18 protein-coding genes are annotated in these 23977 nt (G+C 68.5%); all 18 read left to right on the top strand.

Going from position 1 to position 23977, the window contains the following annotated elements; genetic code table 11:
* The first annotated feature begins 152 nt into the window (after positions 1-152).
* The 18 genes from AB688_RS18925 to tssM all read left to right on the top strand — a co-directional run bounded on the left by AB688_RS18925 (position 153) and on the right by tssM (position 23975).
* Positions 153-1082, top strand: a complete 930-nt coding sequence (locus AB688_RS18925) for an anti-sigma factor family protein (RefSeq protein WP_231100261.1) — start codon at positions 153-155, stop codon at positions 1080-1082.
* 40 nt (positions 1083-1122) lie between these two features.
* On the top strand, positions 1123-2160 hold the full coding sequence (locus tag AB688_RS18920; protein ID WP_063545522.1) for a catalase family peroxidase: 1038 nt from the start codon (positions 1123-1125) through the stop codon (positions 2158-2160).
* A gap of 228 nt (positions 2161-2388) precedes the next feature.
* Positions 2389-3405 (top strand): type VI secretion system protein TssA, encoded by a 1017-nt coding sequence (gene tssA / locus AB688_RS18915; RefSeq protein WP_063545521.1) that lies wholly within the window; start codon positions 2389-2391, stop codon positions 3403-3405.
* Positions 3406-3442: 37 nt separating this feature from the next.
* The gene (gene tssB, locus AB688_RS18910) at positions 3443-3952 is read left to right on the top strand and encodes a type VI secretion system contractile sheath small subunit (RefSeq protein WP_054895420.1); all 510 of its coding nucleotides are present in this window, start codon (positions 3443-3445) and stop codon (positions 3950-3952) included.
* Positions 3953-4043: 91 nt separating this feature from the next.
* The gene (gene tssC, locus AB688_RS18905; protein WP_063545520.1) at positions 4044-5540 is read left to right on the top strand and encodes a type VI secretion system contractile sheath large subunit; all 1497 of its coding nucleotides are present in this window, start codon (positions 4044-4046) and stop codon (positions 5538-5540) included.
* A gap of 50 nt (positions 5541-5590) precedes the next feature.
* Entirely contained in the window at positions 5591-6073 is a 483-nt protein-coding gene (locus AB688_RS18900; protein WP_054895422.1) for a type VI secretion system tube protein Hcp, read from the top strand.
* A 97-nt stretch (positions 6074-6170) separates the two neighbouring features.
* A complete protein-coding gene (gene tssE, locus AB688_RS18895; RefSeq protein WP_063545519.1) occupies positions 6171-6689 on the top strand; it encodes a type VI secretion system baseplate subunit TssE in 519 nt (172 codons plus the stop codon).
* The gene (gene tssF / locus AB688_RS18890) at positions 6686-8560 is read left to right on the top strand and encodes a type VI secretion system baseplate subunit TssF (RefSeq protein ID WP_063545518.1); all 1875 of its coding nucleotides are present in this window, start codon (positions 6686-6688) and stop codon (positions 8558-8560) included. The genes tssE and tssF overlap by 4 nt, the downstream gene beginning before the upstream one ends.
* Positions 8545-9588 carry a type VI secretion system baseplate subunit TssG gene (tssG, locus tag AB688_RS18885; protein WP_231100259.1) on the top strand — a complete coding sequence of 348 codons (1044 nt, stop codon included), beginning with the start codon at positions 8545-8547 and terminating at the stop codon, positions 9586-9588. Before tssF ends, tssG begins: the two co-directional genes overlap by 16 nt.
* Positions 9581-12223: a type VI secretion system ATPase TssH gene (gene tssH, locus AB688_RS18880; RefSeq protein WP_063545516.1), complete on the top strand. Its 2643-nt coding sequence runs from the start codon at positions 9581-9583 to the stop codon at positions 12221-12223. Before tssG ends, tssH begins: the two co-directional genes overlap by 8 nt.
* Complete coding sequence (locus tag AB688_RS18875; protein ID WP_063545515.1) at positions 12220-12825, top strand: ribosome-inactivating family protein; 606 nt, start codon at positions 12220-12222, stop codon at positions 12823-12825. The genes tssH and AB688_RS18875 overlap by 4 nt, the downstream gene beginning before the upstream one ends.
* A 17-nt stretch (positions 12826-12842) precedes the next feature.
* Positions 12843-13448 (top strand): hypothetical protein, encoded by a 606-nt coding sequence (locus AB688_RS18870; protein ID WP_063545514.1) that lies wholly within the window; start codon positions 12843-12845, stop codon positions 13446-13448.
* Between the two features lie 31 nt (positions 13449-13479).
* Positions 13480-14076 (top strand): hypothetical protein, encoded by a 597-nt coding sequence (locus AB688_RS18865; RefSeq protein ID WP_063545513.1) that lies wholly within the window; start codon positions 13480-13482, stop codon positions 14074-14076.
* 270 nt (positions 14077-14346) lie between these two features.
* Positions 14347-16308, top strand: a complete 1962-nt coding sequence (locus AB688_RS18860; RefSeq protein WP_063545512.1) for a type VI secretion system Vgr family protein — start codon at positions 14347-14349, stop codon at positions 16306-16308.
* Positions 16309-16341: 33 nt separating this feature from the next.
* Positions 16342-17739 carry a type VI secretion system-associated FHA domain protein TagH gene (tagH, locus tag AB688_RS18855; protein ID WP_063545511.1) on the top strand — a complete coding sequence of 466 codons (1398 nt, stop codon included), beginning with the start codon at positions 16342-16344 and terminating at the stop codon, positions 17737-17739.
* A 24-nt stretch (positions 17740-17763) separates the two neighbouring features.
* Positions 17764-19095 carry a type VI secretion system baseplate subunit TssK gene (gene tssK / locus AB688_RS18850; RefSeq protein WP_063545510.1) on the top strand — a complete coding sequence of 444 codons (1332 nt, stop codon included), beginning with the start codon at positions 17764-17766 and terminating at the stop codon, positions 19093-19095.
* Between the two features lie 28 nt (positions 19096-19123).
* Positions 19124-20404 (top strand): type IVB secretion system protein IcmH/DotU, encoded by a 1281-nt coding sequence (icmH, locus tag AB688_RS18845; protein ID WP_063546827.1) that lies wholly within the window; start codon positions 19124-19126, stop codon positions 20402-20404.
* Positions 20405-20414: 10 nt separating this feature from the next.
* A complete protein-coding gene (gene tssM, locus AB688_RS18840) occupies positions 20415-23975 on the top strand; it encodes a type VI secretion system membrane subunit TssM (RefSeq protein ID WP_196759872.1) in 3561 nt (1186 codons plus the stop codon).
* Positions 23976-23977: the final 2 nt, after the last annotated feature.

The raw sequence follows: 23977 nt of genomic DNA, 5'->3' as shown, positions 1-23977 counted from the left end.
ACTTGTCAGCGTTAGGTAAAGCTGCTTGCGGCTGTTTCAGTGATATTAATATGATGGCGAGCTGACTACCCCTTCGCTCGCAGGTCGGCCCACAAGGCCGCAACGATGCCGTAACAGAAGTGCGAAGTACCATGAATAACGGAGACCGGGAATTGACCACCACCGTCGCGGATGATGCCCTGCTGATGGCCTATGTTGACGGCGAATTGTCGCCGCAACAGTGCGAGGAAATCGAGCAGCTCATGAACGCTTCGCCCGAAGTGGCCGAGCGTGTCGCGCTGTTGATGTCGTCTGCCCTGCCATACGCCGAGGCCTTCGCCCGCCAGGCACTGCCCCCGGTCCCTGACAGCCTGGTGAGCAACGTCGATGCGTTGATCGCCCGGCACGCCGCCCCGGCCAGCACGGCGCCCTCGCGTCCGGCAGCCAAGCCTGAAAGCCTGCTCACCCGTCTGTTCGGTCGCCCCAGGTTCGGTTGGCTGGCCGTGGCCTTCGCCACCGGTGCGGTGTGCTACGGCCTGGTGCTGCAGGCGGGTTTCATCGGTGGTGCGCTGAACACCGACCGCGCGCTGCAGGCGCCCAGCGTCGCCCAGGTCCAGGCCTCGCCCTGGGTGATGCAGGCTGCCAGCTATCAGCAACTGTACACCCGCGACACGGTCAACTACGTCACCCCTGACACCGACGATGTGCGCAAGACCCTTGCCGACATCCGCCAGATCGACGGCCTCGAGTTGCGCGTGCCAGACCTCAGCGCCGCCGGCCTGACCTTCAAGCGCGTGCAGCGCCTGCGCTTCAACAACAAGGCGCTGATCCAGCTGGTGTACCTGCCGCAGCAGGGCGATCCGGTAGCCCTTTGCGTGATGAAGGAGCCCAAGCCCGACCAGTCCATCGCCCAGTTGAACGTCGCTGGCATGGATGTTGTGGTCTGGCGTCAGTCTCAGCTAGGCTACGCGCTGATCGGCGCCCCGGACGGCGTCGACCTCGATGCCGTGGCGCGCGTGGTCGCGGACCGCAGTTCGGGCCAGTTGTATACGGCCAATGCCAGCCTGCCATCGCCGTTGTGGTTCGCCGATATCCGCCAATAAGGACCCTGGTGACGGGCGACCGGATTCTTGGATCGCCTGAATGCCTGCTCAGCACCGCCGCCACGTCCTCCTTGCCCTGTTCCTGACCCTGTCCGCCGGCCTTGGCTGTGCACTGCTCGTCGAGCGCAATGGCTGGGCAGCCCCCTCATCGTTATCCTCTCCTGCCGGCGCTGCCCATATGGTCGATGCGTTCGAAGCGGTGTCCGGCCCGCAGCCGGGCTTTCGCCGCAATCACGCCAAGGGCCTGTGCGTCAGCGGTCGCTTCGACAGCAACGGCCAGGGTGTCGCACTGGCAAACACCGGGTTGTTGCGCACTGGCAGTTACCCCGTGACAGGGCGCTTCTCGGTGGTCGGTGGCAACCCGTCGGTCAACGATACCCAAGGGGGCATGCGCAGCCTGGCGCTGGACATCAGCAACGGCGGGGAAACCTGGCGCATGGCACTCAATTCAAGCCCGGTGTTCTTCGTGCGCACCCCCGAGGCGTTGCTGGAACAATTGCAGGCCTCGGTGCCGGCCGACGGTCGTGAGGCGCGCATTCGGCATTTTCGTCGCGACCATCCCGAGAGCCAGGCCTTCGAGGACTGGATGGCTGCGCACCGGCCATCGACGGGGTTCGACAACGCGGCGTACTTCAGCGTCAACGCCTTCCGCTTCAATGCCGCCGACGGGCAAGAGCACCTGGTGCGCTGGCGTCTGCAACCAGAAACGCCCTATGCGCCGCTGAGCGATGAGCAGATCGCGCAGAACGACCCCGACATGTTGTCCTATGGCCTGGCCTCGCGCCTGGCCGAGGGGCCGCTGCGCTGGCACCTGATCCTCACCCCGGCGTTGCCGGGCGACTCGGTCAACGATGCCACGCAGTTGTGGACTCAGCCAGGTCACCAGGAGATCGATGCCGGGGTGCTGGTGATCGACGCCCAGCAGCCGCAGATGGACGGCCCGTGCCGCGACATCGATTTCAACCCGTTGATATTGCCACCTGGCATCACCCCTTCGGACGACCCGCTGTTGCAGGCACGCGGGGCGGCCTATGCCGAATCGCACCGGCGCCGGGTGCGGGAGATGGCGGGGCAGTAGCTCGCCAGTTGCGGTGCCTGTGGTGGCCCTATCGCGGGACAAGTCGGGGCGCCGAACCGCCGCTCCTACAGATACCCCACCGCTCCCAGATTAAGCGGTGAACCTGTGTGCGGGCTTGTCCCGCGATAGGGCCATCACAGCCCCCCAAAAATAATTTCCCACCCCCGGAATAATCCCCACCCCCCACCTGTTATCCCCTCAGAACACGCATTCCGATGGGGTCCTTCGATGTACCTTAACCATTTGGCCGAACCGCTGACCGCCGACGCCCCCTGTGGCGAAAGCCTGGAATACGATGCCGACTACCTGGCCCTCGAGGAAGAGGTCCAGGGCAAGCCGGAAGTCGAATATGGCAGCACCCTGACCCAGGCCACCGCCGCCGACTGGAAACGCGTGCACCACCTGGCCCTGGCCCTGGCCCAGCGCAGCCGAGACCTGCGCCTGGCCGCGCACCTGACCCGCGCCGAGCTCAACCTCAACGGCTTCCCTGGTCTGGCCGCAGGCCTGGCACTGATCGAAACCCTGCTTGCCGACCAGTGGGCCCACCTGCATCCGCAACTGGACCCGGAAGACGGCCACGACCCGCAACTGCGCGTGAACACCCTGGCCAGCCTCTGTGAAACCGCCGGCCTGCTGCACGACCTGCGCACCACGCCGCTGGTCGATCTCGCGCCGCTGGGTAGCGTCAGCCTGCGCGACATCGATCTGGCCAACGGTGAAGCCAGTGCCACGTCCGATTCGCAAAGCCCGTCCCTGGCGATGATCGAGGCCGTCTTCCAGCAAGCCGCCCCCGAGCACCTCGCCGACACCCTGGCCACCCTGGAGCATGCCTGGCACAGCAGCCAACGCATCGAGTCGCTGCTGACCGAGCACGTCGGTTTCACCAGCGCCATCGACCTCAGCGCGTTGTCCACGGCGCTGCGCCGCGCTGCCGAGGTACTGCGCCAGCGACTGCCTGCCACCCCCGTCGATACAACGCAGGCCGCCACACCACAGGCCCGCGCAACCGGGGCCAGCCCGCGCGGCGAGATCGCCAGCCGCGAGGACGTGCGCCAGACCCTGGACCGGCTGTGCGCCTACTTCGCCATGCACGAACCCGGCAGCCCGGTGCCGCTGCTGTTGCAGCGTGCCCGCAAACTGCTGGATCTGAACTTCATCGAATTGCTGCAAGACCTGGCCCCCGATGGCCTGGCGCAGATGGCCATGGTCAGCGGCGTGCGCGACGACCCGCGCAGCGACGACTGATCGACACACCCCGTTAACCCAGCACAGGAGCAGTCCCGTGGCAGAAAACAGCCAGAAGTTCATCGCCCGCAACCGCGCCCCCCGGGTGCAGATCGAATACGACGTGGAGATCTACGGCGCCGAGAAGACCGTGCAATTGCCCTTCGTCATGGGCGTGTTCTCCGACCTTTCCGGCAAGCCTGCCGAGCCGCTGCCGCCGGTGGCCGAGCGCAAGTTCCTGGAGGTCGACGTCGACAACTTCGACGAGCGCCTCAAGTCGATGAAACCGCGCGTGGCCTTCCAGGTGCCCAACACCCTTACCGGCGAGGGCAACCTGCCGGTGGAGATCACCTTCGAGAACATGGACGACTTCAGCCCCGGCGCCGTGGCGCGCAAGGTGCCGTCCCTGGATGCACTGCTCACCGCACGCAACCAGCTGTCCAACCTGCTGACCTACATGGACGGCAAGGTCGGCGCCGAGGAACTGCTCGCCCGCGTGCTCGCCGACCCTGCGCTGTTGCAGGCCCTGGGCAGCGCGCCGAAGCCGACTGCCGACAGCAGCGACTGACCCCAACTCCCTGATCGAACCCTGACACCCGGCTGGGCCTTCGCGGCACCGGCAGGTAGACCCTTTTGCCCAAAAAACGAGGGATGCTGCAATGTCCACCCCACAAGCCCACGAGGCAACGGCCCCCGCAGCGGCCCGCGAAGTCGACCTCGATGACTTCGCCAGCCTCTTGCAAAAAGAGTTCAAGCCCAAGACCGACAAGGCCCGCGACGCCGTCGAGAACGCCGTGCGAACCCTGGCCGAGCAGGCCCTGCAAGGCACCCGGCTGATCACCGGCGACGTGCTTGGCACCGTCGAAGGCATGATCGCCGAGCTCGACCGCAAGCTCTCCGAGCAGATCAACCATATCCTCCATCACGAGGAATTCCAGGGCGTGGAAAGCGCCTGGCGCGGGCTTCACTACCTGGTGAACAACACCGAGTCGGACGAGTCGCTGAAGATCCGCGTGATGAACATCTCCAAGGCTGAAGTGCATCGCACCCTGCGCAAGTTCAAGGGCGTGGCCTGGGACCAGAGCCCGATCTTCAAGAAGCTCTACGAAGAAGAATACGGCCAGTTCGGCGGCGAGCCATACGGCGCATTCGTCGCCGACTACTACTTCAACAACAGCGCCCCGGACGTCGAGCTGCTGAGCCAGATGGCCAAGGTCAGCGCCGCCGCCCACTGCCCGCTGATCACCGCCGCCGACCCCAGCGTGATGCTGATGGAATCCTGGCAGGAGCTGGCCAACCCGCGCGACCTGACCAAGATCTTCCAGACCCCCGAGCACGCCGCCTGGCGCAGCTTCCGCGCCTCGGAAGACTCGCGCTACGTGGGCCTGGCCATGCCGCGCTTCCTCGCCCGCGCGCCCTACGGCGCCAAGACCAACCCGGTGGAAGACTTCGACTTCGAGGAGACCACCGACGGCGTCGGCAGCAAGGACTTCACCTGGGCCAACGCCGCCTACGCCATGGCGGTGAACATCAACCGCTCGTTCAAGCACTACGGCTGGTGTTCGCAGATCCGCGGCATCGAGTCCGGTGGCGCGGTCGAAGGGCTGCCGGTGCACACCTTCCCGACCGACGATGGCGGCGTGGACATGACCTGCCCGACCGAAATCGCCATCAGCGACCGTCGTGAAGCAGAACTGGCCAAGAACGGCTTCATGCCCCTGGTGCACAAGAAGAACAGCAACCTGGCGGCCTTCATCGGCGCGCAGTCGATGCACAAGCCCGCCGAGTACGACGACCCCGACGCCACTGCCAACGCCAACCTGGCCGCGCGCCTGCCGTACCTGTTCGCCACCTGCCGCTTCGCCCACTACTTGAAGTGCATCGTGCGCGACAAGATCGGCTCGTTCAAGGAACGCGCCGACATGCAGGTGTGGCTGAACAACTGGATCGGCCGCTACGTCGAGCACAACCCGGCCACCGCCACCGAATCGGACAAGGCGCGCAAGCCGCTGGCCGGCGCCGAGGTGGTGGTCGAGGAGGTCGAGGGCAACCCCGGCTACTACCACTCCAAGTTCTACCTGCGCCCGCACTACCAGCTCGAAGGGCTGACCGTGTCGCTGCGCCTGGTTTCCAAGCTGCCGTCGGCCAAGACCTGACGGCGCGCGTTCCCCAGCACCCTCACTGACCCACCGAAAAGGTACAGACCATGATCCTGCTCAACTTCAACGGCAAGAAAATCAAAGGCACCTCGACCGTCTCCGGCCACGCCGACTGGATCACCATCGACGCCCTGCAGATGGGCGTCGGCCGCGCCATCTCCACCAGCGGCGGCGGCGCCGACCGCGACACCAGCAACCCGTCGTTCTCGGAGATTTCCCTGACCAAGGCCACCGACCTGGCGTCCGCCGACCTGTTCATGGAAGCGGTGTGCGGCAAGAGCCTGGGCAAGGCCGAGATCCACTTCATCCAGACCGGCGGCGCCGAGAAGAAAGAGCAGGTGTTCCTCAAGCTCGAACTCGAGGAGGCGATCATCAGCTCCTACTCGGCCAGCAGCAACGGCGAGCGCCCGAGCGAAACCTTCTCGATCAACTTCACCAAGATCAGCTACCAGTACGACTCCTTCAGCGGCGAGAAGATCACCACCGGCACGCCGAAGAAGTGGGACCTGGAAGCCAACGCCAAGATCTGACCTGGCCCCTTGGCCGGCCGGTGCCCAGGTGCCGGCCCGGCCCTTCGACCTGGAGTGTCGCCCATGACCCCCTTCATTTTGCCTGGCGCTGTCGATCATGGCTGAGCTGACCAGCAGTGAGCGTCTGCAACCCTCGCTGCTCGACCGCCTGAGCGACGACGCCCGCGACCAGTCGCACGAGCCCCGCGAGCAGCGCGTGCTGTCGATGCGCGCGCTGCGCAAGGCGGTGCTGCGCGACCTCGGCTGGCTGCTCAACAGCACCAGCCTGGGCAGTGTGCAGGACCTCACCGCCTACCCGCTGGCGGCGCGCTCGGTGCTCAACTTCGGACTGCCCGACCTGTCCGGCAAGACCGCCACCGGCCTTGATCCGCAGGCCCTGGCGCGGCGCATCGAGCAGGTGATCGTCGATTTCGAGCCGCGCATCCTGCCGGCCAGCGTGCGCGTCACGCCACTGGCCCGGGACCGCGAACAGGCCAGCCCCAACCAGGTGGCGTTCGAGATCCACGGTGAGCTGTGGGGCCAGCCGCTGCCCGAGCGCCTGTACCTGAAGACCGAACTGGACCTGGAGGCGGGCGATGTGAAGCTCTACGACATCGACGCCGGAGGTGTGCGATGAACCCCAAGCTGCTGCGTTACTACGAGCGCGAACTCCAGCACCTGCGCGAGATGGGCGGTGAGTTCGCCCGCGATTTCCCCAAGGTCGCCGGGCGTCTGGGGCTGGAAAGCCACGCCTGCGCCGACCCTTACGTCGAGCGCCTGCTGGAGGGCTTCAGCTTCCTCGCAGCGCGCGTGCAACTGAAGATCGACGCCGAATTTCCACGCTTCACCAATCACCTGCTGGAGCTGGTCTACCCCCATTACCTGGCACCCACGCCAGCCACCGCCTTGGTGCAACTGCAACCGGACCTCGCCGAAGGCAGCCTGGCCGCCGGCTTCACCGTGCCGCGCGGCACGCCCTTGCACAGCCTGCTGGGCAAGGGCGACCAGACCGCCTGCGAATTCCGCACCGCGCATGACGTCACCCTGTGGCCGATCGAGCTCACCGAGGCCCGTTACTTCGCCTGCTCCGGGCAGGTCGGCGGTGTCGAGCTGGCGCGCCTGGGCCCGGTCAAGGCGGCGCTGCGCCTGCGCCTGAAAGTCGGCGCCGGGCTGACCTTCGACAAGCTCGCCCTCGAGCGTTTGATGCTGCACCTGCGCGGCACCGAAGGGCTGGCCGGGCGCATCCAGGAGCAACTGCTGGCCCAGGCCGCCGGGGTGCTGGTGCAGCCGGTGCAGGCCGACAACCGCTGGCACGCCTTCATCGACGCCTCGGCGCTGCGCGCCCAGGGCTTTGACGACGACCAGGCCCTGCTGCCGGTGGCGCCGCGCACCTTCCAGGGCTACCGGCTGCTGCAGGAATACTTCGCCTTGCCGCAGCGCTTCCAGTTCGTCGAACTGGGCGGACTGGGCCCGGCGGTGCAGCGTTGCGACGTCAGTGAACTGGATGTGACGGTGCTGTTCAAGACCTTCGTGCCAGCGCTCGAAAGCAGCGTGTCCGCCACGCAGTTCGCGCTGCACTGCACCCCGGCGATCAACCTGTTCCCCAAACGCGCCGACCGCGTGCACCTGTCTGACCAGCAGGTCGATTACCACGTGGTGCCCGACCGCACCCGGCCGATGGATTTCGAGATCCATCAGGTCACCGGCGTCACCGGCCACGGCAGCGGTGCCGAGGCCGAGCAGCGCTTCGAGTCGTTCTACCGCGCCAACGACCTGCACGACCCTCGCCAGGGCGCCTGGTTCCAGGTGCGCCGCGACACTCGCGTGCTCAGCGCCCAGCAGCGTCGCCAGGGGCCGCGCTCCAGCTACATCGGCAGCGAGATCTTCCTGACCCTGGTCGACGCCCACGAGGCGCCGTACCGCAGCGACCTGCGCCAGCTGGGCGTCGACACCCTGTGCAGCAACCGCGACCTGGTGCTGAGCATGCCGGTGGGCGTGGGCAAGACCGACTTCACCGTCGACTCCGGCGCGCCGGTGCAGGCGGTGCGTTGCGTGGCCGGGCCGACCGCGCCGCGAGCCTCGTTCGCCGAGGGCGAAACCGCCTGGCGGCTGGTCAGCCACCTGTCGCTGAACTACCTGTCGCTGCTCGACCAGGACCCGGAGCAGGGCGCCAGCGCCTTGCGCGACCTGCTGCGGCTGTACTGCGGCGTCAGCGATACGCCGGTGCACAAGCAGGTCGACGGTCTGCGCTCGGTGATCGCGCGGTCGATCGTGCGACGTCTGCCGATCCCAGGCCCGATCACCCATGGCCGTGGTTTGCAGGTGTGCGTCACGGTCGACGAGAGCGCCTTCGAAGGCGCCAGCCTGTTCGTCTTCGGCGCGGTGCTGGAGCAGTTCTTCGCCAAGTACGTGGCGCTCAACAGCTTCACCGAAACCCAGCTGCACAGCACCACGCGCGGCTTGATCATGCAGTGGCCGGCGAGGGTAGGGCGATGCGAGATCCTCTAGCGCTGTTGCAGCGGCTCGCGCAGAAACCGGCGTCGTTCGACTTCTACGCCGCCCTGCGCCAGCTCGAATGCGCCTTCGCCGACCGCCCACGGATCGGCCAGGCCAGCCGCCCGGCCGACGAGCCGCTGCGCTTCGGCCAGCAGCCGTCGCTGGCCTTCGAACCGTCGATGCTGGCGGGCCTGCAGGCGGGCGACGGGCACCAGGCGCCGCGCCTTCTGCTCAATGGCTTCGGCGCACTGGGCGCCAACGGGCCACTGCCGCTGCACCTGACCGAATACGTACGCGACCGCCAGCGCAATGTCGACGACCCGACCCTGGCGCGCTTCCTCGATATCTTCCATCACCGCCTGATCAGCCTGTTCTACCGCGCCTGGGCCAGTGCCCAGCCAGCGGTCAGCCTCGACCGCCCCGGCACCGACCGCTTCTCCGACTACGTGGCCTCGCTGATCGGCCTGGGCATGCCCTCGCTGCAAGGCCGCGATGCCGTGCCGCAACTGGCCAAGCAGCACCATGCCGGGCGTCTGGCGCCGCACATGCGCAATGCCGAAGGCCTGGCCGCGCTGCTCAGCGACGACCTCGGTGTGCCGGTGCAGGTGGAGCAGTTCGTCGGCCACTGGATGACCCTGCCGGCCGATGGCCTGTGCGCCCTGCGCAGCGGGCCGAGCGCCGAGCGCCTGGGCGTGGGCACGGTGCTCGGGCGCAAGGTGTGGAACGCCCAGGGCAAGTTCCGCCTGCGGGTCGGCCCGCTGAGCATGGCCCAAGTGCGCCGCCTGCTGCCGGGCCAGCCCGGCCTGCGCCGGCTGACCGACTGGGTGCGCCAGTACGCGGGCCTGGCGCTGGACTGGGACGTCAACCTGATCGTCGCCCGCCAGCACCTGCCCGGCACCCGCCTGGGCCGGGATGCCCGGCTTGGCTGGAGCAGTTGGCTGAGCAGCGCACCACCGAGCGAAGACGACCGCCAGTTGCTCATCAACCCGCGCCTTACCCCTTCCGTTTCCCCCTCATCGCAAGGATCAGATCATGGCTGAGATCAGTCGAGTGGCCCTGTTCGGCAAACTCAACGGCCTGTGCTACCGGGCCATCGAAAGCAGCACGGTGTTCTGCAAGCTGCGTGGCAACCCCTACGTGGAGCTGGCGCACTGGCTGCACCAGCTGCAGGCGCAGGACAGCGACCTGGTGCGCATCGTGCGCCACTACAGCCTCGACCCGGCGCGCCTGGCCGCCGACCTGACCACGGCGCTGAACCGCCTGCCGCGTGGCTCCACCTCGATCACCGACCTGTCGTCGCAACTCGAAGACACAGTCGAGCGCGCCTGGGTGCATGCCACGCTGATGTTCGGCGAGGCCCAGGTACGTTCCGGGCACCTGCTGGTCGGCCTGCTCAAGGACCGCGCCCTGCGCAATGCGGTGCTGGCGTTGTCCGCCGAGTTCGCCAAGGTGCGCATCGACGACCTTACCGAGTGCTTCGCCACGGTGCTGGCCGACTCGCCCGAAGCCCATCAGGCAGCCAGCGACGGCTTTCAGCTGGCACCGGGGGAAAGCTCCGGCGCGCTGCCCAGCGCCGGCCCGAATGGCCAGGAGGCGCTGGCGCGCTTCACCGTCGACCTCACCGGGCAGGCGCGCAGCGGCACGCTGGACCCGATCGTCGGTCGTGACGACGAGATCCGCCAGGTCATCGACATCCTCATGCGCCGCCGGCAGAACAACCCGTTGCTGGTCGGCGAGGCCGGGGTCGGCAAGACCGCCGTGGTCGAAGGCCTGGCCCAGCGCATCGTGCGCGGTGACGTGCCGCCAGCGCTGCGCACGGTGCGCCTGCTGGTGCTCGACGTCGGCCTGCTGCAGGCCGGGGCGAGCATGAAGGGCGAGTTCGAGCAGCGCCTGCGCGCGGTGATCGACGAAGTGCAGGCCAGCGTCACGCCGGTGATCCTGTTCATCGACGAAACCCACACCCTGGTCGGCGCGGGCGGTGCGGCGGGCACCGGCGATGCGGCCAACCTGCTCAAGCCGGCGCTGGCCCGTGGCACGCTGCGCACGATCGGCGCGACCACTTTCGCCGAGTACAAGAAGTACATCGAGAAAGACCCCGCGTTGACCCGGCGCTTCCAGACCGTGCAGGTCGGCGAACCCGACGAGGCCCGCGCGCTGCTGATGCTGCGCGGCATCGCCGAAAGCATGGCACGCCACCACCAGGTGCAGATTCTCGACACTGCGCTGGCTGCGGCGGTGCGCCTCTCGCACCGCTACATCCCCGCGCGCCAGCTGCCGGACAAGGCCATCAGCCTGCTCGACACCGCCTGCGCGCGGGTTGCCATCAGCCTGCACGCCACCCCGGCGGCGGTGGACGACAGCCGTCGGCGGCTCGAAGCGCTGGACACCGAGCAGGCGATCATCGCCCGCGAGCGCGCGCTGGGGGTGGACACCGACGCGCGCCAGGCGGCCCTCGACGCGCAGCGCACCCGCGAGCGCGAGCGGCTCGATGGTCTGGAGGCGTCCTGGGCCAGCGAGCAGGAACAGGTGGCGGCGATCGTCGAACTGCGCGGGCAACTGGGCGGTGAGGGCGTGAGCGACGACGCCCTGGTTGAGCTGCGCAGCCGCCAGCAGGCGCTGGCCGAGGCCCAGGGCGAGACGCCATTGATCCTGCTCACCGTCGACGAGCAAGCGGTGGCCGCCGTGGTGCAGGACTGGACCGGCATTCCGGTCGGACGCATGGTGCGCAACGAGATCGACAACGTGCTCAACCTGGCCAGCAGCCTGTCGCGACGTATCATCGGCCAGCCGCATGCCCTGGAAGCCATCGCCCGGCGTATCCAGACCGCGCGCGCCGGGCTCGACAACCCAGGCAAGCCGGTGGGCGTGTTCCTGCTCGCCGGCACCTCCGGGGTGGGCAAGACCGAGACCGCCCTGGCCCTGGCCGAGGCGCTGTATGGCGGTGAGCACAACCTGGTGACCATCAACATGAGCGAGTACCAGGAAGCGCACACGGTTTCCAGCCTCAAGGGCGCGCCACCCGGCTACGTCGGCTACGGCGAGGGCGGCGTGCTGACCGAGGCGGTGCGGCGCAAGCCCTACAGCGTGGTGCTGCTGGACGAGATCGAGAAGGCCCACCCCGATGTGCACGAGCTGTTCTTCCAGGTGTTCGACAAAGGCTGGATGGAGGACGGCGAGGGCAGGGTGATCGACTTCAGGAACACCCTGATCCTGCTCACCACCAACGTCGGCACCGAGACCATCAGCCATCTGTGCCTGCGACCGGAGCGGGTGCCGGACCCGGAAACCATCGCCCGCGCCCTGCGCGAGCCGCTGCTGCACGTCTTCCCGCCCGCGCTGCTCGGGCGGGTGGTGACCATCCCCTATTACCCGCTGAGCGACGCCATGCTCGCCAGCATCATCCGCCTGCAACTGGGCCGCATCGAGCGGCGCCTGGCCGAGCGCCACGGCGTGCCGTTCAGTTGCGACGAGGCAGTGGTAGCGCTGATCGCCAGCCGCTGCACGGAGCTCGAGAGCGGCGGGCGGATGATCGACGCGATCCTCACCCACTCGGTACTGCCCGCCATCAGCCGCGAATTCCTCGAACGGATGCTGCGCGGCGAAGCAGTCACCCGCGTGCACCTGGGCGTGCGCGACGGCGCTTTCGACTACACCTACGACGAGGAAGCGGCATGATCATCACCATGCACCTGTACACCGGCCTGTTCGTCTACGGCGACGCCATCGCCCAGATGCGCACCTTGCTGGCCATGCCCAAGGGGCGCGAAGGGTTCTTTCGCATCGACCTGATCCTGAAGCCAGGCGAGGGCGTGGCGGCGAGCCTGCTGATGTCGCGCAAGTCCCTGTACATCGATGCCTTCCTCGGTGCCGATGGCACCTGGTACCACTTCGCCGATTCCGAGCCGCCGTTCGCCCCGAAGCTGGGCGTGGGCGGCAACAACAACCGCCTGCGCAAGATTGACCTGAAGGGCACTCATTCGGCCTTGCGCACCAACACCACGGCCACCACCTACTCGGCCTTCACCCGCATGGACCTGGTAGCGCTGCGCCAATACAGCGGCGGCGGCTACGACCACCTCAGGCTGCCGCTGTCGTTCGCCGTGGTCGTCTGCGCGGAGGCGGTGCGCTTCAAGGAAACCGAGCTGCGTATCGAACGCCTGCTGGCCAGCGAGCACGACGCCTACAAGCCGCTGGGCGACTGGCAGACGCTGTTCAAAGACTGGGAAAAGCTCACCGAGGTGCAAAGCGCCAAGGTGTGGGTGCGCCACGCAGGCTGACAGGGGAGACAACGAGCATGTCCGAGCGCGACGGCAAGAAAAGCAGCTACGAGTTCATCAAAGCCTTGGAAGAGGCGGCCGACCCTGATTGCGTCAAGGCCTGCAAGCAAGGGCCGATCCTCGACCTGTACCGCATTGATTTTCGCTACCTGCCGGTGGACGCGCGCATCAAGCAATTGATGCGCACCTTGATGCAATCGACGGCGCCCTACGATTGCAGCGCCATCGCCACCTCGATCGGCGACGACACCCTGGGGGCGATGCGCCAGATCCATTCCAACACCCCCTGCTACCTGCCGCAGTTGACGGCGCAGCAGCCGGCCTCGGCACGCGGGCAGCTGTACCACACCTACGCGCAGGCCAACAAACACCACTCGGCCGACCGCGGCGGCGGCAACTGTGCCACTGGCTACGTCGAGTACACCGCGGGCGACCTGGACGCCTACGGCTGGGGCGGCAACCGCTTTCGCATTGTCTTCGACTACCTCAACGCGCGGCTGTACTTCGCGCCGCTGCACTACGCCTCGTGGCGTTTCAGCGGCAGTCAGCTGGAGACCGTCGACAAGCCGGCGGCGTTCTCTGGCCATCCGAACCCGTTCTTCTGGATTACCGACATCAAGTGAACCCAGGCCTGCCGGCCTTCGAGAGCCTTCCATGAACAAGAAACAAGATTTCGCATTTTCCTGTGGCGCGGCATCGCTGTTGTGCGCGGCGGCGGAGCTGGGCGTGACCACCATGCCGAACACCGGCGCGCGCAGCACCGGCCAGGCCTTGCAGGCCAACTATTTCTGCGAGGCGGCGCTGTACCAGATCACCTCGGGGTCCGTGACGGGCGGGCGGCTGGATAAGGAGCAGGCCGACTTGAGCAAGCTGGGCTATTCCTTCCCGCACAACGTGGCCATCGCTGCCCGCGAGTTGGGGTTGGATGTGAAGATCTACATGAGCGGGATGATCGCCAGCGCGTTGTCGACCTTCTACCCCGATGCCGAGACCAAGTGCGTGCGGGCGGGCTTCCCGATCATCCATTCCGAGCCACCGGCCCTGGCGGCCAACCGGCGGGCGCTGAAGATCGTGATGACCTTCGGCATCGGCCTGCACTACGTGATGCAGCGTCCGGACGGCACCTACATGGACCCGGGTGACGGCAAGGACTTCGCCGACTTCAAGCAGATGAACCTGTGGAACAAGTGCTACAACGCCACCGGCATCACCCTGGTGCTGGAGCGGCTGGTGTCTACCGCCGCGGCCTGATCGCATCGCCTGGCACGGGCTACGCCCGTGATCGCGCGGCAAGTCGGATCGCCGCACCGCCGCCCACATGTACAGCGCGGTTCTCAGGGACAGCGCCGTCCTTGTGGAGCGGCGGTGCGGCGATCCGACTCGTCCCGCGATAGGGCCATCCGCAGCACCCTCGCGCTCACCCCACACACTTTTTCATCCCCCCACGGAATAAACCCCGCTCCCCACCTGTTGTGTCCCCAAGGCCGACCCTTGCGGCCACCCCGCGTGAAGGAGCCCTGGATGCCCGTTACCCAAGCCAACCGCGAAATTGCCGTCACCTGCGTGCTGGCCCCCGACACCCTGCTGTTCCGGCGCATGACCGCCCGTGAAGGCCTGTCGACCTTGAGCGAATACCACATCGACCTCTACAGCGAACGCACCGACCTGGACCTCGACGACCTGCTCGCCACCCCCCTGACCGTTGCCGTGGAACTGCCCAAGGGCGGCCAGCGCCACTTCAGCGGCCTGGTCACGCGCTTCGCCTATACCGGCCGCCAGGGCCGTTTCGCCACCTACCACGCGGTGGTGCGCCCGTGGCTGTGGCTGCTGACCCGCAGCAGCGACTGCCGGATTTTCCAGCAGCGCAACGTGCCGGACATCGTCCAGGCGGTGTTCGCCCCCTACACCCTGGCCGACGTCGACACCTCGGGCCTGAGCGCCAGCTACCCGGCGCTTGAGTACTGCGTGCAGTACCGCGAAAGCGACTTCGACTTCGTCAGCCGCCTGCTGGAGCAGGCCGGCATCTACTACTTCTTCCGTAGCGCCGCCGGCCGCCACACCCTGGTGCTGGCCGACGGCTACGGCGCCCACGCGCCCGCCCCAGGCTACGCACAGGTGCGCTACCTGCCAGCCGAGGACCAGGCCATGCGCGACAGCGAGGTGATCTACGACTGGCGCATGAGCGGCGAAGTCGAGCCCGGCGCCTGGGCCCTGCAGGACTACGACTTCGAAAAACCTGCGGCCAACCTGCTGGTCAAGTCGACCCAGGCGCGCCCCTACGCCCAATCGCGCTTCGAGCGCTACGACTACCCCGGCAAGTACCGCGAGCGCCCGCAGGGCGAGACCCTGGCCCGCCAGCAGCTCGAGGCCCGGCACACCAGCTACCGGCGCATCGAGGGCGCCACCCGCGCGCGCGGGCTGTTCCCCGGCGCGCTGTTCACCCTCAGCGAACACCCGCGCGGCGATCAGAACCAACAGGTGCTGGTGCTCGCCGCCGAATACGAGCTGTCGTCCGACACCTACGAACCGACCCGCCCCGAAGACCCGGCGCCCGTGCTCACCTGCCGCTTCACCGCACTGCCGCGCCAGCAGGACTACCGCCCGCCATGCCTCACCCCGCGTCCGCTGGTGCACGGCCCGCAGACCGCCAAGGTAGTGGGCAAGGCCGGGGAGGAGATCTGGACCGACCCGTATGGCCGGATCAAGGTGCAGTTCCACTGGGACCGCGAAGGCCAGGAAAACGAGAACAGCTCGTGCTGGATCCGCGTCGCTCAGGGCTGGGCCGGCAAGCGCTGGGGCAGCCTGTTCCTGCCGCGCATCGGCCAGGAAGTGGTGGTGAGTTTTCTCGAAGGCGACCCCGACCGTCCGCTGGTCACCGGCAGCGTCTACAACGCCGAGGTGATGCCGCCCTACAACCTGCCCGAACAAGCCACCCGCTCGACCCTCAAGAGCCACTCCAGCAAAGGCGGCAACGGCTACAACGAACTGCGCTTCGAAGACCGCAAGGGCGCCGAGCAGGTGTTCATCCACGCCGAGCGCAACTTCGACCAGCGCATCGAGCGCGATGCCCTCGATTGGGTGGGCGGCGAGCGCCATTCGCGAGTGGCCAAGGACCTGCGCGAACGCGTCGGCGGCGACCGCCACCAGCATGTGCTGGGCGACCGCACCGAGAAGGCCGTGGGCAGCGTGTGCCAGGCCGCCGGCCGTGACCTGCAGCTGGACGGCGCGCTCAAGGCCAGCCTCAGCGGCGGCACCGACGTGCACATCAAGGGCGGCATGAACGTGGTGATCGAGGCGGGGGCGAGCATCACCCTCAAGGCCGGCGGCTCGTTCCTGACCCTCGGCCCGACCATCATCGCCTCGATGCTGCCGCTGCCGTTGCCCCAGGCCTCGGCCGCCGCCAACGCCCTGGTGCTGGCCTCGCGGCCCGGCCCGGTGGGCCAGCCGCTGGAGCCCAAGGAGGCCGACGATGGCCGCCAGTGAGCCCCGCCACCTTCCTGCCGAAAGGAACCTGACATGCCTGTGAAACTGTGGGTCGAACGTTATCGCGGGCAGCCGCCCGCAGCTGAGCTGGCGTGCCTGATCGACGTCGCCGGCACCTTGGGCCGCGCGCCCGGCAACGACCTGGTGCTGGACGATCCGGGCAAGTACATCTCCCGCAGCCACGCCCGCGTCGAGCGGCGTGAGGGCGGCTACTACCTCACCGACACCGGCAGCAACCCCAGCGTGATCAACGAGCGCCTGCTCGGCCATGGCCGCGAGACGCTGCTGCAGGCCGGCGACCAGTTGGTGATCGGCGACTACCAGATCGGTGTGGCGCTGCTCGCGGTGGAGCAGGCCGACCCCGACCAGACGGGGGTTGGCGCCACCCAGACCCTGGCGGTGTTCGTGCCACCGGCGCCGGTCCAGCCGCCGCCGCCACCGCCGCTGGAAGCCGCCGTGGCACCGCGCAGCGAGCCGGGCTTCAGCCAGCCACGGGTGGACACCGACGCCCTGGCGGCGGCGAGCATCGTGCAAGGCGAGTCAGTGTTCGAGCCGGCCCCGATGCTGGACGACCCGCTGGGCCTGAACCTGTTCGGCGGCCAGCGCCCCACGGCGGCCTTCCTCGGCACCCCGGCCGATCATCTGTCGCCGGAGTTGCAGGCCCTGCCGGCCTTGCCTGTCAGCCCAGCCCCCCAGGCGCCGGAAGCGGCGTTGATCCCCGATGGCTACGATGCCCTGGCCGACCTGCTGGCGACGCCCGCCGCCCCAGCCAGCCTGGCGCCTGCACCCACCCCAATCGCAACACCAGCCCCCGTTGCCGCAGAACCCACGGCGGCCGGCGAAGACCCTGTGCTCCAGGCCCTGCTCGAAGGCCTCGGCCTGCCGCACCTGCGCGCCTCGCGCAGCCCCGAAGAGCTGGCCCGGCTGGTGGGAGAAATGCTCCGCGCCGCCACCGGCGGCACCATGGGCGTGCTGATGGCGCGGGCGCTGACCAAGCGCGAAAGCCATATCGAGATGACGATGATCGGCGCGCATTCGAACAACCCGCTGAAGTTCTTCCCCGACCCCACCAGCGCCCTCAGCCAGATGCTCAGCACCGACGCCCCGGCCTATCTGCCCGGCGTGCAGGCGCTGCACGCCGCCTTCGACGACCTGCGCGCCCACGAGATGGCGGTGATCGCCGGCATGCGCGAGGCCCTGGGCGAGGTGATGCAGCGCTTCGACCCGGTGCGTATCGAACGTCGACTGGCCGCTCCCGGCGCCCTGGAACGCGTGCTGCCCTCGACGCGCAAGGCCCGCCTATGGGCGCGTTTCGCAGAGCTGCACGCCGAGCTTGCACGCGATGGCGACGAAGACCTGCAACGCCTCTACGGCGAGAAATTCTCCGTGGCCTACCAGCAGCAGGTCAGCCGCCTGCGCGACATGCCCTGAACCCCTTTACCCGAGATCGCATTCATGTCCTGGAACAGCAAAGTCGTCTGGTCGGAAGGCATGCTCCTGCAGCCCCAGCACCTGCAGCAGCACGACCGTTTCCTCAATGCCCACCTGGAGGCCCGGGTCGCGGCGCTGCGCCCCTACGCCTGGGGCTTTTCGCGCCTGGAGCTCGACGAGCAGCACCTGGCCTTCGGCAAGCTGGCGCTCAAGGCCTACAGCGGCGTGCTGCCTGATGGCACGCCGATCGGCCTGCCATTCGACGAGATGCCGTTGCCGCTGGAGATCCCTGCCGACGCCCGTGACCTCGACGTGGTGCTGGCGCTGCCCACCGCACGCCATGGCGTGGCGGAAGTGGACGACCGCGTGAGCGCGGAAAACTTCGCCCGCCATCGCAGCGTCGAGTACGAGGCCTGGGACAGCAACGGCCTGGACAACAGCGCGCTGATGAACGTCGGCAAGCTGCGCCTGCGCCTGGCCCTGGCCAGCGACGTCGCTGACGCCCACGCGGTGTTGGGCGTGGCACGGGTGCTGGAGCGCCGCGCCGACCAGCAGGTGTTGCTCGACCCCGCCTACTGCCCGCCGAGCCTCACTTTGCAGGCCGCACCGCGCCTGGCGGCGTTCGTCGACGAACTGCTGGGCCTGCTGCACCAGCGCGCCGAGGCCATGGCCACGCGCCTGGCCCAGCCGGGTGCCAGCGGCGCGGCAGAGATCGCCGACTTTTTGCTGCTGCAACTGCTCAACCGCAGCGAGCCGCTGGTGCGTCACCTGGCCGGCATGGCCGGGCTGCACCCCGAGGCGTTGTACCGCCAACTGACGGAGTTGGCCGGCGAGCTGGCGACCTTTACCCACGCCGACAAGCGCGCCAGCCGCTACCCGGTGTACCGCCACGATGCCCTGGCCGAGACCTTCGCCCCGCTGATGCTCGACCTGCGCCGCGCCCTGGCCACGGTGATCGATGCGCGCGCCCTGCAGATCCCGCTGGAGGAGCGTCAGTTCGGTATCCGCGTGGCGGTGCTGCCCGACCGCGCGCTGCTCGGCAGCGCCACCTTCGTCCTCGCCGTGCATGCGCAGATGCCGGCCGAAGCGGTGCGCAGCGGGTTCCCGCCGCAGGTCAAGCTGGGCTCGGTGGAGAAGATCCGCGACATGGTCAACCTGCAACTGCCCGGCATCGGCCTGCGGCCCTTGCCGGTGGCGCCGCGGCAGTTGCCGTTCCACGCAGGCTTCACCTACTTCGAACTCGACCGCAACAGCGCGTACTGGCAACAGCTGACCCAGTCGGCAGGCTTCGCCCTGCACGTGGCCGGCAGCTTCCCCGGGCTGGACATGCAGTTCTGGGCCATCCGCAACGCCTGATCGACAGCGCAGGTACATCACCGTGAACATGAACGACTCCCTTGAGCCCGGGCAAGACCCGGACCACACCCTGTTGCTGCCGACCCCCGGCGGCCGCCGCCCGGCCTCCAGCGCCGCGCCTGCGCCGGTCGAAGCCGACCTGGCCCTGCGCGGCGCCGGCCTCAACCCGCTGGTGCGCGCCGCCAACCCCTTGCTCGACCTGGTGGTGCCGCTGCGTGGGCTGACCCGCGCACCGGACATGGAAACCCTGCGCGAGCGGCTGGTGCAGGCCGTGCAGCAGTTCGAGGCGCAGGCGCGCAACGCCCGGGTGGAAGCCCAGACCCTCGCCGCGGCGCGCTATGCCCTGTGCACGCTGGTCGACGAAACCATCTCCAGCACGCCTTGGGGCGCCGGGGTGTGGAGTGGCAGCAGCCTGCTGGTGACCTTCCACAACGAGGCCTGGGGCGGCGAGAAGTTCTTCCTGATCCTGCAGCGCCTGAGCCTGGATGCGCGCGCCAACCTCGACGTGCTGGAGCTGATGTACCTGTGCCTGGCCTTGGGCCTGGAAGGGCGCTACCGCGTACTGGACCGTGGCTTCGACCAACTGGCGGCCCTGCGCGAGCGCCTGTTGCAGTTGATTCGCCAGCAGCGCGGCGCGGTCGAGCAGGACCTTTCGCCACGCTGGCGCGGTGCGCCCACTGCGCCGGTGTCGATGCTGCGCCTGGTGCCGCTGTGGGTGCTGGCGGCCTTGGCGGCGCTGCTGCTGGTGCTGTTGCAGGTGACCGGCAACTGGCTGCTCAATCGCGCCTCGGACCCGGTGTTCGCGCAGATGGGCGAGCTGCGCCTGGCCTCGCCGTTGAAGGCCGCCCAGCCCACGGGGCCGGCGCCGGTGCGGGTGTCCGGGTTCCTCGCCGAGGAGATCGCCCAAGGCCTGGTGAGCGTGCGCGAAACCAGTGACCGCTCGGTGATCACCCTGCGCGGCGACGGTGTGTTCGCCTCTGGCAGCGCCGAGGTGTCGAGCGCCTTCGACGGTCTGTTGACGCGCATAGGCGAGGCGCTCAAGGGCGTGCCTGGCGACGTGCTGGTGGTCGGTCACACCGATAACGTGCGGCCTGCGCTGGGTTCGCGGTTGTCGTCGAACTTCGACCTGTCCAACACCCGCGCGCGCAACGTCGCGCGCCTGCTGGCCGAACGCGCCGGGCCCGCCACGCGCTACCGCAGCGAAGGCCGTGGCGAGACCGAGCCGCTGGTGGCCAACGACTCGGCCGCCAACCGCGCGCGCAATCGCCGCGTAGAGATCACCGTATTTGTTCCTGCGCAGCCGCAGTGAGGTCCAGGCGATGTCTTATCTGATCTATCTGTTCGATACCTTCATGCGCGGTCTGCGCTGGCTGGCCAGTTCCTGGCTGCTGTCGCTGCTGGGCGTGGCGTTGATGGCGCTGCTGATCTGGTACGAAGGTCCGCTGCTGTCATTCGACGGGCGCGAGCCACTGGCCTCGACCTGGGCGCGCGGCTGGCTGGTGGCGGCGTTGCTGGCCGCGTGGTTGGCCTATTTCGGCTGGCGCGCTTTTGCTGCCTGGCGCGCCAACCGCCTGCTGATGGCCGGGGTCACCGATGAGCAGGCCGGGGAACCCGCCTCGGCGCGCGCCTCGCAGGCCGAGGTGGCGCATCTGGCCGAGCGCATGCGCGAGGCGATGGCCGTGCTGCGCAAGGCCAGCCCCGGCTGGAAACCGGGCGGGCAGTACCTGTACCAGTTGCCGTGGTACCTGTTCGTCGGCGCCCCAGGCAGCGGCAAGACCACTGCGTTGACCCACTCCGGCCTGCAATTCCCGCTCAGTGACACCCACGGCGCCACGGCCATCGGCGGCATCGGCGGCACGCGCCACTGCGACTGGTGGTTCACCGACGAAGCCGTGCTGCTGGACACCGCCGGGCGCTACACCACCCAGGACAGCGACGCCGAGGTCGACAAGGCGGCCTGGCGCGGTTTTCTCGACCTGCTGAAAAAGCACCGCCGACGCAGCCCGGTCAACGGCGTGATCGTCACCCTGAGCGTCAGCGACCTGCTGCAACAAGGCGAGGCCGAGCGCCAGCGCCAGGCCATGGCGATCCGCGCGCGCCTCGACGAGCTGCACGAACGCCTGGGCGTGCGCTTCCCGGTGTACGTGGTGGTGACCAAGTGCGACCTGCTGGCCGGTTTTGCCGAGTACTTCGAGCACTTTGGGCGCGATGAGCGCAGCCAGGTGTGGGGCGTGACCTTCCCGCTGGCCCAGAGCGAGCAGCCGGGAGCGGCGCTGGCGGGCTTCCCGGCCGAGTTCGAGGCGCTGGAGCGGCAGTTGCAGGTGCGCGTGCTCGAGCGCATGCAACAGGAGCGTGACCTGTCGCGACGTGCCTTGCTGTACAGCTTCCCACAGCAGTTCGCCGGCATGGGCGACGTGCTGGCGGGCTTCCTGCGCACGGTGTTCGAACCCAACCGCTTCCAGGCACCGACCCGCCTGCGCGGGGTGTACTTCACCAGCGGCACCCAGGAAGGCAGCCCGATCGACCGGGTGCTGGCCTCGCTGGCCGCCGCCTTCGGCCTGGGGCGCAAAGTGCTGCCTGCCGGGTACGCCAGTGGGCGCAGCTACTTCATCACCCGGCTGCTGCGCGAGGTGATCTTCAAGGAAGCGGGCCTGGCCGGGCTCGACCCGCGCCAGGAGCAGCGCCGCCGCCAATGGTTGCGCGCGGGGATGGTGCTGGTCGCGGTGCTGACGCTGCTGCTGGCGCTGGGCATGGCGCTCAGTTACCAGCGCAACCGCGTGCTGGTCGATACCGCCGCGCAACGTACCGCTGAGGTGGCGCAACTGGCCAAGGCGCTGCCGGCTGAGGGCAACGTGCTGCAGGCGTTGCCGCTGCTCGACGCTGCCCGCGCCTTGCCCGCGGGTTACGACCAGCGCGGGGAGGGCGTGCCGCTGCTTGAGCGTTTTGGTTTGTACCAGGGTGACAAGCTCGGTGCCGGGGCCGTGGCGCTGTACCACCGCCTGCTGCGCAGCACCCTGCTGCCGTCGATCGTCGGCAACCTGGAGAGCGCCTTGCGCCGGGGCGATGCCAGCAACCAGGACTTCCTCTACGAAACCCTGCGCGTGTACCTGATGCTCGGCCAGCGCCAGTTCTTCGATGCCGCCTCGGTGCAGGCCTGGGTCGATGTCGACTGGCGCCGCGAGCTGCCCCAGGCCAGCGAGGCGCAGCGCCAGCAACTATGGGCGCATGTCGCCGCGCTGCTCGAAGACGCCGACGCCGAGCCGGTACAGCTCGATGCCGACCTGATCGCCAAGACCCGCCTGACCCTGGCGGGCATGCCGCTGTCGCAGCGCATCTACAACCGCCTCAAGCGCCAGGTGGCCCAGGCCGGGCTGGCCGAGCAGAGCGTCAACGCTGCCGCCGGGCGCGATGCCTCGTCGTTGCTGGTGCGGCGCAGCGGCCTGCCGCTGTCGCGCGGCGTAAGCGGCGTGTACAGCGTGGCTGGCTACCGCGCCTTGCTGGCCAGGCGCGAGCGCGCCGTGGCCGACATGGCCCGCGACAGCTGGGTGCTCGACCGCCAGGAAGCGGCCCTCGGCGCGGGCGATAGTGCGCGCCTGGGCGCTGCGGTGCTTGAGCTGTACTACGCAGACTATATCCGCCAGTGGGATGCCTACCTGGCCGACGTGCAACTGGTGCCCCTGGCCAGCCTCGGCCAGGCGGCCCAGGTGAGTAATGCCCTGGCCGCCGCCGACTCACCGTTGCGCGCCTTCCTCCAGACCGCCGCACGCGAGACCACCCTCGAAGGCGTGCTGGCCGACACCCCCGGCGACAGCGCCGGTAACCCGGTCGACCGCGCCCTGCGCGAACGCCTCGACAGTGCCCGCAAGCGCCTGGAAAGTGCGTTGTCCGACAGCGCCCCGGCCCCCGCGCCGGCTGCCACCGGCAACCCAGTGGACCAGCACTTCGCCGCCCTGCATGCCCTGGCGGGCAGCGCCACCCCGGCGTCGCTGGAGGAAAGCCTGACCCTGCTCAAGGACGCCGCGCAGTTCTTCGACAGCGCCGAAAATGCCCGCCGCAGTGGCACGCCAGCGCCCAGCGGCGAGGTGCTTGGGCGCATCAAGCGCGCCGCAACCGAGCAGCCAGCCCCGTTGTCCGAGGTGCTGCGCGCAGTCGACAGTGGCGGCAGCGCGCTGACCCTCGGCAACGAGCGCGAACGCCTCAATGCCCTGTGGGTGGCCAATGGCGCGCCGTTCTGCCGCGATGCCATCGCCGGGCGCTACCCGCTGGTGCGCGGCGCCAGCCGCGACGTCACCGCCGACGACTTCGGCCGCTTCTTCGGCCCTGGCGGCATCATGGACGACTTCTTCAGCCGCAACCTCGCGCCCTACGTCGACATGAGCAGTAGCCAATGGCGCTGGCGCGCCAACGGCAGCGCGCCGCTGAGCATCCCCCAGGAGGTGCTCGACCAGTTCCAGCGCGGCGCACGCCTGCGCGACATGTTCTTCGCCGCCGGTGCCCGTCAGCCCTCGCTGCGCTTCGACGTGCAACCCCTGACCGTCGATCCCGCATTGGGCCAGGTGACGCTGGATATCGCTGGCCAGCCGGTGACGTTCGTGCCTGGCGGCGATACCGGATTCACGCCGATCGTGTTGCCCAGCGGCAAAGGCAGCGACCGCGTGCAATTGCAGTCTCCCACCGGTAGCGGCCTGCGCAGCGACGGCCCTTGGGCCTGGTTGCGTTTGCTTGACCAGGGGCAGGTCAGCGGTGAATCGGGTGAGCGCTTCCTGCTCACGTTCAACCTGGGCGGGCACAAGGTGAGCTACACGCTACGCGCCAGCAGCGTGATCAACCCGTTCCGCCGCGACGCGCTGGAGCAGTTCCGTTGCCCGGCGCGGTTGTGAGG

It is taken from the genome of Pseudomonas putida, from assembly GCF_001636055.1.
GTDB classification, from domain to species: domain Bacteria; phylum Pseudomonadota; class Gammaproteobacteria; order Pseudomonadales; family Pseudomonadaceae; genus Aquipseudomonas; species Aquipseudomonas machongensis.
This window is presented reverse-complemented; position numbering and strand designations above follow the sequence as displayed.

Excerpts from the sequence above, each read along its gene's own strand:
- AB688_RS18920 (WP_063545522.1), top strand. The coding sequence starts at position 1,123 with ATGCCTGCTCAGCACCGCCGCCACGTCCTCCTTGCCCTGTTCCTGACC.
- tssA (WP_063545521.1), top strand. The coding sequence starts at position 2,389 with ATGTACCTTAACCATTTGGCCGAACCGCTGACCGCCGACGCCCCCTGT.
- tssC (WP_063545520.1), top strand. The coding sequence starts at position 4,044 with ATGTCCACCCCACAAGCCCACGAGGCAACGGCCCCCGCAGCGGCCCGC.
- AB688_RS18900 (WP_054895422.1), top strand. The coding sequence starts at position 5,591 with ATGATCCTGCTCAACTTCAACGGCAAGAAAATCAAAGGCACCTCGACC.
- tssE (WP_063545519.1), top strand. The coding sequence starts at position 6,171 with ATGGCTGAGCTGACCAGCAGTGAGCGTCTGCAACCCTCGCTGCTCGAC.
- tssF (WP_063545518.1), top strand. The coding sequence starts at position 6,686 with ATGAACCCCAAGCTGCTGCGTTACTACGAGCGCGAACTCCAGCACCTG.
- tssG (WP_231100259.1), top strand. The coding sequence starts at position 8,545 with ATGCGAGATCCTCTAGCGCTGTTGCAGCGGCTCGCGCAGAAACCGGCG.
- tssH (WP_063545516.1), top strand. The coding sequence starts at position 9,581 with ATGGCTGAGATCAGTCGAGTGGCCCTGTTCGGCAAACTCAACGGCCTG.
- AB688_RS18875 (WP_063545515.1), top strand. The coding sequence starts at position 12,220 with ATGATCATCACCATGCACCTGTACACCGGCCTGTTCGTCTACGGCGAC.
- AB688_RS18870 (WP_063545514.1), top strand. The coding sequence starts at position 12,843 with ATGTCCGAGCGCGACGGCAAGAAAAGCAGCTACGAGTTCATCAAAGCC.
- AB688_RS18865 (WP_063545513.1), top strand. The coding sequence starts at position 13,480 with ATGAACAAGAAACAAGATTTCGCATTTTCCTGTGGCGCGGCATCGCTG.
- AB688_RS18860 (WP_063545512.1), top strand. The coding sequence starts at position 14,347 with ATGCCCGTTACCCAAGCCAACCGCGAAATTGCCGTCACCTGCGTGCTG.
- tagH (WP_063545511.1), top strand. The coding sequence starts at position 16,342 with ATGCCTGTGAAACTGTGGGTCGAACGTTATCGCGGGCAGCCGCCCGCA.
- tssK (WP_063545510.1), top strand. The coding sequence starts at position 17,764 with ATGTCCTGGAACAGCAAAGTCGTCTGGTCGGAAGGCATGCTCCTGCAG.
- icmH (WP_063546827.1), top strand. The coding sequence starts at position 19,124 with ATGAACGACTCCCTTGAGCCCGGGCAAGACCCGGACCACACCCTGTTG.
- tssM (WP_196759872.1), top strand. The coding sequence starts at position 20,415 with ATGTCTTATCTGATCTATCTGTTCGATACCTTCATGCGCGGTCTGCGC.